Source organism: Serratia proteamaculans (assembly GCF_949794035.1).
GTDB classification, from domain to species: Bacteria; Pseudomonadota; Gammaproteobacteria; order Enterobacterales; family Enterobacteriaceae; genus Serratia; species Serratia proteamaculans.
The window spans coordinates 26,193-38,497 of sequence record NZ_OX461106.1 but is presented as its reverse complement, the minus strand read 5'-3'; the positions used below and the strand labels follow the sequence as shown (position 1 = coordinate 38,497).

The window sequence follows — 12,305 nt, the reverse complement described above, 5'->3', positions numbered from 1 at the left end:
ACATTGTACTCTTCAATCGCATTGTTTTCAAGTTGAAAACTATTATTTTCTTCATTGAGCGCGTATTTCAAGCCGCTCCCCTCATACCTTACGTGGCAGTTTATTCGGAATAAGCAACGCGTTGAATGCCCGTTCGTCATCAGTCAAATCAGCTTCAACCTGCTGCAATCTTTCCATCACCGCCCACAGCGCATCAGATTTGTAATGCTGCAGGTTACAGCCAGCCATGCGCGGAAACCGCTCGAACCACGCGAAAAATCCCTCGGTCAGGTCGTCCTCGTAAATGTCGCGCTTGCTCCAGTACGCATACCATGCGCCGACCGTACTTGGCGTTACAAACGCCAGTTCAACTTCGGCCTGCGCCAGCTGATTCTGATAGCGACGGCGCTGTTGCTGTTTTTCCCTCGACTGCCAACGGTCTTTCCGTTCGGCCTGCATATCCCACTTTCGTTCCCGCCGTTCCCGGCAAAGTTCGCCATAGGCGGGGAACAGGGTTGCAGCAACATCGCCGGACAGCGGAAGTGGACTATATTGGCCACCGCTCTCAATAAGCCTGTCCAGCGCCTCAATGTATTGCTGGATGGATGATCCACCCCGCTCATCCGGGAAATAGTTTGACGATATTTGGCGAATATCGCTCGCTAAAATCTGCCCTCGACCGTTGTTCAGAACCTTGAAAAAGGCTTTGGCATACGGAAACGCGGCGAGCCGCTTGCCCTGCTCTTTCTTACGCTCGACCAACACCACGGCATGGACGGCGGCTTGCTGATATTCGTTGACTGGCACCAGTGCGCGATTATTCGGGATCATACGCAAAATCCCCCCATTCTCAGCGCAACCGCCAGTTTCTCCGGGCGGGTGAATCCATGACGGTAGTACTTACCGACCACGTTCAATACCCGATTAATCGTCTCCGGCTCAAAATTGTCAGCGGTATGCACCCAGGCAATGCAGTCGCCCTGGTTAGCGGTTAACGATGTTCCCTGGTACGGAAGAACAGCAGACCAGCCCGGCACATCCGCCCCCGCGCTACACAGATAAATCGCGGTAACATCATCCCCCTTCGGGCTAATCCGACACACCACGGGTACCTGCCCACAAAATTCGCACACCTCTTCTGCGTTCGCTACCCACCCCTTCGGCAGCGCCAGCGCACCCAGCACCGCATTGTTCAGCATTCTCCGCCACGCCCTGCACCGATCGCGATACTCTTCCAGTTCGGTAGCACTCATCCCGGTTAACTGCTCAAGGCTCAATCTTTGATTTTTCATGGTTTTGCTCTGCCGCCTTCCGGCGGCAGCTCCCTGTCAGTTAGGCGGCAGCGCGGACGTCAGCAGCAGAATCAGTGTTGAGGGGAGTCCCCGTATCAGTGGAACTCTCCAGCACGGGCTGCGGCGGCGCTGCGGGTGACATGCAGACGGGCAACCAAGAGGTCTCTTTCAGCACGGCCTCGGCGAACTCCGCCGCTTCTTTGCGTTTCATGCCCTCGGCGTCGCTGGCATTACCGGCGCGACCAGCACTGTTGAGTGCGTCAACAATCTGGTCTTTGGCGATGCGTGAAAAATAGTTGGCAGAGGTCGGTCTCCACCAATCGCCGATCTGGAAGTTCAGCGCCTTCTCAACACGCGCCAGCTTGGTACCCACGCGGTTGTCATGCAATTGGCACTCTCTGCCATCGAGACCGTGGGAAACACAGTAGGCCAGCAGCGCCAGCACGTCTTCCTGTGGCCATTCCAGTAACCAGTCGAACCCGTCGACCCACTCCTGCGGAAAACGACTCAGCCAGCTCTCATGCAGCGCGTTCAGCGTCTGGTTAGCGAGGCCGTTTTCACTGCCTGCGTCCGCGGATTGGTTCAGGCAGTTGCTGCGTTGGCTGTCCACGGAGGTATGCAGTTCGCTGAAATACCTCTTTCCAAAGATCCGGCGTGTCAATGTGAAGGTGTGCAGGACAAGAGCAACCATCGAATTTTGTGCCAGCGAGGCGGCAACGGCCAGAGTGCGTTCGGCAGACAGACTGTTGACCAACACCTGCGATAACCCTTTCTCTGAGGGTGGGGTTTCTTTATTGGCTTTTTCACGCTCGGTTTTCTCAACCAGCTCGATGTCTTCCATCTTCATCAAACCGCGTTGGATATTAATTTTTCCGTCTTGCAGATAGGCAACCACACCCGCCGTGTCGCGTACATCCAGCGACCATTTGTTGATTTCAGCGTGTTCGTTGATCTCGGCAAGACGTGCGTTAATTTGCCCGATACGCGGGGTATGCTCCCACTCGTCGTCGGCATCAGCGCCCTCGAGCTGGCTTTCGAGCAATTTTTTCTCAGACTCCAGTTGATCAACTTCTGCATTCTGCTCGTCGCTCAACGTGGCATGGGCATAGAGCACGTCGAAAACCTTTGCATCCTCACCCCAGCTCCTCACTTCCTTGCACCGGCCTTGTGCCCAAGCCCAACCTTCTTCTTTAGCGACAACGTCCGCCGCGTCCTGCAGCTTGGCAAGCGCCATCGTTTCCAACTGCAACCGATTTGTCAGGATGATGCTGTCAGCAAACAAATCTTCACGGGTTTCACCGCCTGCCGCTTGGTAGGCTTCCAGCCCAACGAAATCGACCAAATCACTCTCTACCGCTGACACTTCATCGTTCAGCACGCTTTCACGCAACGCCTTGGGTGTACGGTATTGCTCGTAATAATGACCCTTTTCCCATGCCTGAATCTGACGCGGGTGATCATCGGTAGCGCCCAGTGCGGCTAACTGGTCAAAATTGATGTCGTTGGTTTTCAGCAGTTCCAGCAGGGCTGGCGCGACGGTCGTCAACTTGAGGCATTTTTTGACATGAGCCGTGCTGTAACCAAGGATGGCACCGATCCGCTCTACAGACGTTCCCTTTTCCGCCATGACGCGGAAGCTTTCCAGTTGGTCAGCTGGCTCCAGATTAGAGCGCTGTACGTTTTCCGCGATGGAGATGGCATGAGCGTCGTCTTCACTCACTACCAAGACGGCTACCCTGAATTCTGGCGTCACCGGAACGCCTGCCGCAGACCGGCCCTGTTCCATCAGCATGTTGAGGCCCAAACGGCGGGTTTCACCGGCAGCAACCCCGTACAACCCATCAGCCATGAGATACACGACGAGATTCTGCAGCAGCCCAGCGCCTTCAATACTGGCCGCTCGCCCTTCAATATCTGCCTTCGTGCGGGGCGTTATGCGCGCATTGAGATCCGTCGCAGCCAGCTCTTTGAGCATGACATATTTCAACTCGGCCTGAGCCAGAGTCGCTTCAACAAACTGAGCAGCATCCGTCTTCACGGTTTTTTTTGCACTAGGCTTGGTCGTGGTCTTGGACATGGGTAATTCCTCCATCAGTGATAAAACGTGCCCAGAATCCGCCCTATCCGGCTTCTTTCTGGTGTATTCCCCTTTTGGCTTTTTGCCGGCGCGGGGAGTCTGGCGCCGTGACACAAAGACCGGGACGGGGTATCAGCTGACGGAACAAGGGCGGTGCCGCAGGCCGCAGCGCAAGCGAGTGAACGACCGGAGGGAAGGAAAGAGTGCGAACGGGTGAGGACACCGGCGAAGCGACCCCTTGTGCTGTCGGCGCCCCGGCCCAGCGTCTGTCACGGAGACAGTCTCCATGCGCTGCAGCCGCAGACTGGGGGAGACAGCGGAAAGAGCCAGGCCTTTAGCCTGGCAGCCTTAGCGACCGGCCGCATAGGCGGTCGGGCAGTGAAAGCGGCGCCGGCAATAAGCCGGCTGCAAGCGCCTTGCCTTGACCTTTAGCCATCAGACCCTAGCGATAGCCCGAAACCCGCAGGGGTTCGGCGGAGTCTGAGACGCCGGTAAACCGGCGGAACTGACGGAGTGGGGCTGACGACCCGGCACCGCCGGGGAGCCGAACGGGGGCCATAGCCCTTGATCTTCGAACATAAAGAGGATGTGAGCTAAAACAAAATCGACGCCAAACGCATCGCCCATGGCTCAGAAAATAAACGTCAGGGAGAAGATCCGGGCAGAACGCCCGGACAATAATTCAATCAATTGCGCGAAAAATCAGCGCTCTCTCAGGGTGACTTATGATGCTGACATAATCTTTTAGCGCATCCTGACGGTCGATAAGTCCCTGACAGGTCAACGCATATTCGCTTCCCATCTCGGAAACCTTCCAGGCAAGCTGATTCAATACAAACAGGGTCGCTATAATTCCAGCGGCATCGGCCGAGACCTCTGCATCGAAGTAGTTCCCCGGAATACTCAGCCTGTACGTGCCCTCAGTCGGGGCAATGTAGCCCGTTGGCCGGGTTGTTATGATATCCGTCCACGGCGCGACATGGCCGCTTAACCCGCGCGGAACCTCGTAAAAAGCCCACATGCCCCCCTCGTAATTACTGTGTTTATGCAGAAAGCTGATCGCCATACTCTCACCCAGCGGCGTCGCAAACAGCCTCGGAACAAAGGCCAAACGGCATCGTGCATCGGTAACTTCGATTTTGGTCACGGATCCCGCATCGGATTGGACGGTATTTACTGAGGTATTCATTGCTTCTCTCCGGCTTCTTTATGGTGCCCCTTTCCGCTATTTATGAGTGCGGGGAGCACGTTGCTGTGACACCAGACTGCCCCGTTCCATCAGGGGCAGAAACAAGGGCGATACCGAGGCCGCAGCGCAAACACCCGCCCCTCGGGAGGGGGGCGAACGGGGGAGGAAGCGGGCGTTAGCCTGTACCCTTGTTGATGAACCGGAACAGGGCAATGTCTGTCACAGCAAAAGTGATCACCGCCGACAGCACGTATAACAAGGCTCAGAGTGAAGCCGTTGGCAACGGCTTTCCTTAGCGGCCGCCAATGGCGGCCAGTGAAAGCGATCTATCCTTCCGCTTTGACGATATCAATCGCGTGCTGGATAGCATCCCAGTTGATCCCAAAATTGGCATCATGGTTGTCATGAACGATTTCCATCGCCGCCTCAATTTCGCAGGCAGTCAGCGCACCGTCTAACTCAAGAAAATCATCATCCAGCCAAAAACTGCCCACACACAAAGCGTCTTCGGGATAGCGTTTTAAACGGGTAATCAGCCCTGCAATCGTCATTCGTTCAAACATTGTGGTATTTCCTTTTGTGCCAAAAAGCGCCCCAAAGGGGCGCAACCGCCGTATTACCCGCCGTAATTCGGGACGTTACCTAACACATATTCCGGGCCAACAACCTCGGCGTAACCGTATTCATCACGCTCTTCTGACCATTCCAAATCGTCACTGGCACTGTCGATATATTCACCACATGCATAGACGTGATAACCGCAGAACCCCTCACCTGCCTCACTGAACGTATGAATGACGTGACAGGAAAACTGTTTACTCAGCGCCCGGATATCGGCACATTCCGGAGGAGCCCACCGTGTATCAAAATCAATCTGCACAGTCCCTTCAAAGGCCATCACATCGACATCTGCCTCGTTGAAAAAACTCACCTCCCCTTCGTCCCGGGCAAAATCGGTCACGGCGGTCAGTTGGTCTGGGTTTCCAGTCACGATAATTCGGTTTGCACACCAGTTAGGCATCATTCTTCTCCAGTCAGGTTATCGGATATCGGCTTGCGCCGTAGCCAAAACACAGACGTGCGCAAAGCGGAGAATGCAGGGGCCGTACCGCAGGCCGCAGCGCAAATGACCGACCGCAGGGAGGGAGTGCGAACGGGAGAGGATACGGGCAACGCGAACCCTTGCAGGCGTAGCGGCACGGCTACGTTCGGGCTACGGCGTAAGCCCAGGCGACGCCATATCATTTTGATCCCCGCCTGCAGGGCGGAAAAAGGGAGAAAGCGCGGAGGTTAATATCAGGGGATCGGTCGCGGCCGGTTCGAGGCCGGCAGTGACCGTTGGGAGGAAAAAGGAAAATGACAAGACAGACGGGAGCGCGATGTTTCGGGGCCCCGGCCCTGCCGGGGATCCTTTTCGTGGCCAGCCCTGGCCACCATAAACCCTGTGCTAGTTCACGTCGATATTGACCAGTTGATCCAGCACCTGCAGTAGCCTGGCACACGGATAGGTTGACCAGACCGGCAACAACGTGGCCAGCGTAACGGCCTGGGCGGCCAACATCAACCGACGCGGCAAAGGCCCCTGCTCATAGTGCTTGACGGTCCGCAGCGAAACACCAAGATAATCCGCGGTCTGTTTTTGCGTCCAGCCCAGCGAACCCCGCCAGGCCTTCATACCTGCAGAAGGCATAACAAGCGATACCACGCCTCTGGACTGGGGTGTTATCTGGTCATGCCGCGTCAGCGCCTGCAGTTGCAAGACGATTTGCGGTGGGTCCATCCGGAGCAAATCGGGGAGCAGGCGGATCAACATCAGTGTCTGGATCCCCAGACGCGCCGATCGGGACACGCCACTATTTTCATAGGTTCGGTAAGTCCGTTCTGACACCCCCAGAGCATGAGCTGCATCCTCTTGCCGCCAATGGCTACCAGGACGTAGCGAACGCGCCTCAGACAGCGTAAAATATTGACCGGCACGCCATAATCTCAATTCAAAAACATCCATGCATTGCCATCCTTTCTAAAAAACAGGCAATTTATGCACCCTGAAACGCGATAACAAACACATAATCCGGCAATAATTGCCCCCTTAGAGCAATTTACCCAGTTTCTTGCGCGCCTCTCCCAGGGGAGCCAATTCGCTCGGCTGTTGAACAGGTTCGACCGGAACCACCGATCGACAATCCTCACCGGACAACGCCGTAATCACGTCGCGGATCGCCGCCATATCGGGTTTCCAGCCGGTTGTCTGGCTGACCAGGTTGACCAGCTGTTCGCTGGTCAACTGGCCGTTATACATCGTGGCCAGCAACACCGGTAATCGTGGGTCGAGCTGATGTAATGCCGCCGTTGTGATGATGGCATTACGCAGGAAATCCCCGCGTACTCGCTGCGAAATGGATTCAACCACATCCAGGGCATGGCGATCGGCTTCGCAGTCCAGCTGCAAATAGCTGGTAAATTTACGGCGGGTATCACTGCTGTTATCGCTCACGGTTATCCCTCTTGTTTATACAATGCCATTTCACTCGCCAGCGCCATTTGCGGGCTTTCGACCAGCGTTATACGCTCTGCCGGCAGTTTCCAGGCTTTTCTTACCGCAGATTCTATCAGCGGAGCGCCCCCACCGACCAGCCAAACCCGGTTAACGTGGCGGAATCGCGCCAGTTCGTTCACCACACGATCGCCAAGCCGGGTGATACCGTGCTCTATCGCGGCGATAACGTCATCAACCCGGGAAGCATCATTAATCAGCTGTGACAAAAAGGCGCGATCATGGCGGCGTTGGATCACCGTATCCGCCACATAGGCGCTCGTATCGCTGTCCGCCATACGCAGCGCCGTCAGCGCGGCCTGCGTCACCATCGAAACACCCAGGGTGGGATTACCGTGGATCGCCATCACATCGTCGAACTGCCCGACAATGACTCCGGCATCGAGCGTCGTACCGCCCAAATCGATAACCAGGGACGTTTCCAGCGGCCCAACATTCTCCCGCACCAAGGGAGAAAACACCGCAGGCAGGGATTCTGGCATCACTTCAACAGCCGCCACGGTAAAGGCCTCCCCCTTGTTCAACGTCACAGGCCGAAGCAGATTGTCGATTTTTCGCTGAATATTAACCGTGTTTTTCTGACAGTCTTCGGTATAAAACTCACTGATCGGCAATGTGACGGTCAGCTTAACCGCTTGTGGCTCAACACCACTGTTTAGCAAGGCATGATGCACCGCCAGGAGATTGGTATCACCGTACTGATACTCAATGTGGGTCGTGCTGATCGCCTGTTGGCTGACATCGTCAAAGGTGTACTTTACGCCATCAACGAGATAGTTGAACGTGCGACGGCTGCCGATACCATCGATTTTCCATCCCTGACGGAAAGAATTGGGTGACAAGGTCGTGCGTAAATCCCCCGCCACATACCAGGCCAGTTTCACATTGGTAGAGCCATCATCACAGCAAATATGCATTTCACACTCCTTTAGTTACTCAATTTGAGTATCATTATAAGAAAAACATAGACTACATCAAGATATAGTTACTCATTTTGAGTAAATTTAAATACTCAATATGAGTTTGTTATGTACTCACTCGCGTCGTTACGCATCAAACTGAGTCACTTTATGATTGAAGAACCCCCTACTGGCTCCATTGAAACTCAGCATGAGTATCAATGGAGCTTTATCACGCCGCGGTGTTGTCATTAACGCGAACCGGGCAACACTCTTAACCCACCGACGTCATACAGAACTCGGTTTGTGTAATGAGAAACTCAAGATGACCTTGTTTCTCGAGCAGATGGTCAAAGGTCGGATCGTTCGACGGAAGGCGTTCCATAAAGTCGTCCCCACCACATAACCGGCAGGCGTCATCAAACACGTCGCCACTGTCACGGATCGTCGGATCCAACCCTTCGGCGTAGGCCAATAACCGCTTTCCTTTGGTACGCGCTGCCGCCATCAAATACACGCCTTCATCCTTGACCAGCAGCACATCACACCCCTGTTGACGTGCTTGCGTGATCACCTCAAATGTCTTTTTACCTTTGAAACAAATCTTGTTATTCATAGCGATATCCAATTTTTTAATGGGCGACATTCATCGCCCTGATGATTATTTGTAGACTTCGGCGATGACGGTGGTCAGTGCATTCTGGTTCGACAACGGCTCCAGACGAGCACTCAGCAGGACCAGTTCTGTTGCCAGTAAGCTGGCGGCAACGCTGAGATGTTGATCATGCTGTTTTCGACTATTGATGTAGCTCAGCAGGGCGAATGCAGCATCCGGGTGACTTGCCTCCATCGCGGTAAACCCGGTGGTTTCCGCGTCAAAGTGCCCCATCGCTGTCAGTAATACTGCCTGTCGCCATAACGGAAAATCGGCATAAACACCGGCGGTGTGCAGGTGTTGTCCAAGGTGGAAGAGATCGGCCATCAAATCGCTGAAAACCGAGGTGACATCGCGATCATCGCCCGGGCATCGTTCCAGGAACGCCAATACGGCTTCCGCCGCCCCAGAGACGCGGACCAAAGTGGCCTCCGTCGCCTCATCCTGCAGCGTACTGCTCGTCTGGTTGGTGGCCAGTTCGGCCAGAACTTCTTTCAATAATTTCGTCATAAACCCTCCCGTTTCGACTTCTTTCTGGTGTATACCCCTTTTGGCTCTTTGCCGGCGCGGGGTGACTGGCGCCGTGACAACATGACCGGGACGGGGTATCAGCTGACGATGCAAGGGCGGGACCGCAAGCCGCATGCGCAAGCGAATGACCACCGGGAGAGAGTGCGAACGGGTGAGGATACCGGCGAAGCGTACCCTTGTGACGGCGGCGCCCCGGCCCAGGGTCAGTCACGGGGACGGACGCCTTGCGCGTAGCCAGGGCTAAGGGAATACACCAGAAAGGACCAGGCTTTTTTGCCTGGCGGCATCAGCGAACGACCGCACAAGCGGTCGGGCAGTGAAAGCGGCGCAGGCGACAGCCTGCTGCAAGCGATGGGTGCATTGGTTCCTGCCGGCTCAACGCCGGTTGGAACCAACAGGGCGGCAAAAACAGAGAAAAAGGGGGCCATGCCCCCTTTCCCTTAAACAGCGTGTAACACCGCCTTGAATTTCGTGATCATATCAACCAGGCGAAGTCGTTCGCTCCAGTCGTTGGCGTAATACATCGGGGTATGCCTGACTTTAAACATTTTCATCGTCAACGTATTTCCGGTATAGACCGAGGCCGGTAATCCCAAGAGCGCAAGCTGGATAAAACACATATCCGCAGCCAAAGGATCGATATCGGTACAACGGATATAAAGCGCTTGTTGCGGGTTATACCCTTTAGAGAGCAGGTGTTCAGCAGCGGCGATCACCATGCCGCCCGAACCACTGGCAGGTTCATCCAACGTGATAAACGGGCGATGTTCCAGCTCTTTAACATGGTCCCCGAGTGTCAGGGCGGCAATGAGTCGTGAGACTTCGCACGGCGTGAAGAATTGCCCCATCGACGACGAGCCAAATTCAAGCTCCATAAATATCCCGCCCAGCAGGTCATCCATTCCCCCTTCCATCGCGTCGATTAAGAAACAAAAAAGTTGCTGCATCCTCTGCAGATCTACAGCCTCGTATCGCTTACAAATCTGAACCGCTTCTTCCCTGCCCTCCTCTGACCGTACTCGCGCCAAATCGAGTTCGTTAGCAGCCAGGCGAATGAAGTCGCGGAAAACATCGAGACGACGGTGATAGGTCGCGATAACAGAGAACGTTTTGATGAATTGTTTTCTGGCTTCGCGTGGCGTCAAACGCGGCGCACGTTGAACCGGGGTTTCAGGGGCTAACAGTGCATCGAAGGAAAGTTGGTTGCTCATGGTGTGTCTCCCTTGGGAGGCAAGAACTCATTTTCTCGCCATGGCGCAAAAACAAGGCTCGCCAGTCAGGGATGTGGCAGGTACGACGGCCGAAGCCGCATGCGTAAACGAGTGGAACAACGTGAAAGGAGTGCGAACGGGTGATGCCGGCGGCGCCAGCGAATACTTGCCACAGACCAGCGCGAGGCTAGATTAAGCGCGGCGAAACATGAGATCTCGCGCACCATCACACAACAATTAAAGTAATATCATTTTAATATCATAACAATCCAATAAAACAGGCTTGACACACAAACCCAAAAGACTATTATTTAAACCTCATTTCACTATCAAAGTAATATTAAAAAAAGGTAGAAACGATATGATTATAACAGTAGGAAACACCAAGGGCGGGGTAGGCAAAACCACTTTGGCAGTAAACATCGCTGCAGCACGAGCACAACAGGGTCGAGATGTATTATTGATAGATGGGGATCGACAAGGCACGGCTCAAATCGCTGTTGGCATAAGGGCAAATGATGATTCGCTGCCAGGTATCGCCTGTGTGTCTTATCCCGAAGGACCGATCCTTCGTGCTCAAGTGCTCCAGCAAAAGATGAAATATGATGACATCATCATTGATGCCGGTGGCAGGGACTCCACAGCGTTACGTGCTGCTTTAGTGCTATCCGATGCACTGTTGGTTCCATACCGTCCTGGAAGCTTCGACGTTTGGGCTCTTGAAGACATATCTGCACTGATCAAAGAAGCGCGGAGTGTGAGAGATGGGTTGAACGTTTTCGCTATTATCAACGCTGCCGACTCCAATCCACACTCGATTGATAATCGAGAAGCAGCAGAAGTGATTGCAGACTTCCCAGAACTGACACTAATCCCCAAACATATTGTGGCGCGTAAAGCGTGGTCGAATGGGGCAGCATCAGGGAAATGTACGCTTGAAATGAAACCAAGGGATCCCAAAGCTGACGCTGACCTGGAAAGATTAATATCAATCTTATTTTCATAGTCATTTAACACTATTTGAATATCAAAGTAATATTAATAAACGATTAAAGAGGTAATAAATGGCTATTGTAAGACCCACGAAAAAACACACTACCCCTGCTGAAGACAGCGCAGCAGAAGCCTTTATAAATTCGGCTCCAGATGGCGCGGCAACGCGAAGAAAGGGCGTAGTAAAGGGCAAACGCCAACAGATCACGTTAACGATAGATCCTGAGATTTTGGACCGGCTCGATGTGAAAGCCGCTGAAGATGGAGTGTCTCGGGCTGCGCTCATCAACATCGCAATTCGCCAGCTATTGAACCGAGGAGCCACAGTTGGAGGCGGGAGTTAATTAACTATCATTTTAATATTAAAACGCTATGAAAACAGGGTTGTTTGAATTGCATTTTGGATGGTAATTGAGAGGAATAACCAATGACACACGAAGTTATGGAAAAAATCATTGCCCTGGCCGATTACCAAAATATGATTAGCCCTGGGAGCCACCCAGCAAAGGGGCAATTCGTTGTCACCGGCACAACCCGCGGCGATAACGCAATACGTTTGGGTTATTGCATTCAGGTTCGAAAAGGCCGCGGTCAATTCGGCTCTGACATGGTTTTTCTGCGCCATCCGGACGGGACAATAAACACGCATGAGAATCAGTTCTATCTCAGCATGACAGACGTACAAATTCAGCTTGCTCGTTCGGTCTTCAGCATCATGCCAGAAGATGAAGATGACTCACGGGGCTATTGCTGCTGCGGAAAAATCCGCGAATTCGGGTTCGTTGTCGAAAACTCAGGTTCAGTACAAACACCTGATCACCCGTTTGTGATAACGATCTCTAGTGAAAACGCTTAACAGAATAGTTAGGAATATCAATACACTAATCGCCAATCAAAGCAAGATTACCACAACATCAAAAAAATA

The 12,305-nt window shown here is 53.6% G+C and carries 15 protein-coding genes; 3 read left to right on the top strand and 12 right to left on the bottom strand.

Features of this window, described 5'->3' with window-relative positions:
- Window positions 1-81: 81 nt before the first annotated feature.
- The 12 genes from QOT07_RS25390 to QOT07_RS25335 form a co-directional block, all read right to left on the bottom strand.
- A complete protein-coding gene (locus QOT07_RS25390) occupies window positions 82-810 on the bottom strand; it encodes a plasmid SOS inhibition protein A (RefSeq protein WP_130016780.1) in 729 nt (242 codons plus the stop codon).
- A complete protein-coding gene (gene psiB / locus QOT07_RS25385; RefSeq protein ID WP_130016781.1) occupies window positions 807-1,271 on the bottom strand; it encodes a conjugation system SOS inhibitor PsiB in 465 nt (154 codons plus the stop codon). The genes QOT07_RS25390 and psiB overlap by 4 nt, the downstream gene beginning before the upstream one ends.
- 40 nt (window positions 1,272-1,311) lie before the next feature.
- Window positions 1,312-3,348, bottom strand: coding sequence for a ParB/RepB/Spo0J family partition protein (locus QOT07_RS25380; RefSeq protein WP_130016782.1), 2,037 nt, complete (start codon window positions 3,346-3,348; stop codon window positions 1,312-1,314).
- Between the two features lie 682 nt (window positions 3,349-4,030).
- On the bottom strand, window positions 4,031-4,537 hold the full coding sequence (locus QOT07_RS25375; RefSeq protein WP_130016783.1) for an antirestriction protein: 507 nt from the start codon (window positions 4,535-4,537) through the stop codon (window positions 4,031-4,033).
- 326 nt (window positions 4,538-4,863) lie between these two features.
- Complete coding sequence (locus QOT07_RS25370; protein WP_130016784.1) at window positions 4,864-5,100, bottom strand: hypothetical protein; 237 nt, start codon at window positions 5,098-5,100, stop codon at window positions 4,864-4,866.
- 53 nt (window positions 5,101-5,153) lie between these two features.
- Window positions 5,154-5,561, bottom strand: a complete 408-nt coding sequence (locus QOT07_RS25365) for a DUF1281 family ferredoxin-like fold protein (protein ID WP_165366320.1) — start codon at window positions 5,559-5,561, stop codon at window positions 5,154-5,156.
- Window positions 5,562-5,984: 423 nt separating this feature from the next.
- The gene (locus tag QOT07_RS25360; RefSeq protein WP_130016787.1) at window positions 5,985-6,542 is read right to left on the bottom strand and encodes a helix-turn-helix domain-containing protein; all 558 of its coding nucleotides are present in this window, start codon (window positions 6,540-6,542) and stop codon (window positions 5,985-5,987) included.
- Between the two features lie 84 nt (window positions 6,543-6,626).
- A complete protein-coding gene (locus tag QOT07_RS25355; protein WP_129935331.1) occupies window positions 6,627-7,031 on the bottom strand; it encodes a plasmid partitioning/stability family protein in 405 nt (134 codons plus the stop codon).
- Between the two features lie 2 nt (window positions 7,032-7,033).
- The gene (parM, locus tag QOT07_RS25350; RefSeq protein ID WP_130016788.1) at window positions 7,034-8,008 is read right to left on the bottom strand and encodes a plasmid segregation protein ParM domain-containing protein; all 975 of its coding nucleotides are present in this window, start codon (window positions 8,006-8,008) and stop codon (window positions 7,034-7,036) included.
- Window positions 8,009-8,264: 256 nt separating this feature from the next.
- Complete coding sequence (locus QOT07_RS25345) at window positions 8,265-8,606, bottom strand: DUF3085 domain-containing protein (RefSeq protein ID WP_165366319.1); 342 nt, start codon at window positions 8,604-8,606, stop codon at window positions 8,265-8,267.
- A 45-nt stretch (window positions 8,607-8,651) separates the two neighbouring features.
- Window positions 8,652-9,155 carry a hypothetical protein gene (locus QOT07_RS25340; protein WP_130016790.1) on the bottom strand — a complete coding sequence of 168 codons (504 nt, stop codon included), beginning with the start codon at window positions 9,153-9,155 and terminating at the stop codon, window positions 8,652-8,654.
- A 461-nt stretch (window positions 9,156-9,616) separates the two neighbouring features.
- Window positions 9,617-10,387: an N-6 DNA methylase gene (locus QOT07_RS25335; RefSeq protein WP_130016792.1), complete on the bottom strand. Its 771-nt coding sequence runs from the start codon at window positions 10,385-10,387 to the stop codon at window positions 9,617-9,619.
- 361 nt (window positions 10,388-10,748) lie between these two features.
- On the opposite strand from QOT07_RS25335, the gene QOT07_RS25330 reads away from it, so the two are divergent.
- The 3 genes from QOT07_RS25330 (at window position 10,749) to QOT07_RS25320 (ending at window position 12,236) form a co-directional block, all read left to right on the top strand.
- Window positions 10,749-11,393: an AAA family ATPase gene (locus QOT07_RS25330; protein ID WP_129935326.1), complete on the top strand. Its 645-nt coding sequence runs from the start codon at window positions 10,749-10,751 to the stop codon at window positions 11,391-11,393.
- A 58-nt stretch (window positions 11,394-11,451) separates the two neighbouring features.
- The gene (locus QOT07_RS25325; RefSeq protein WP_127146980.1) at window positions 11,452-11,724 is read left to right on the top strand and encodes a ribbon-helix-helix domain-containing protein; all 273 of its coding nucleotides are present in this window, start codon (window positions 11,452-11,454) and stop codon (window positions 11,722-11,724) included.
- 83 nt (window positions 11,725-11,807) lie between these two features.
- Window positions 11,808-12,236, top strand: coding sequence for a plasmid protein (locus QOT07_RS25320; RefSeq protein ID WP_130016793.1), 429 nt, complete (start codon window positions 11,808-11,810; stop codon window positions 12,234-12,236).
- Window positions 12,237-12,305: the final 69 nt, after the last annotated feature.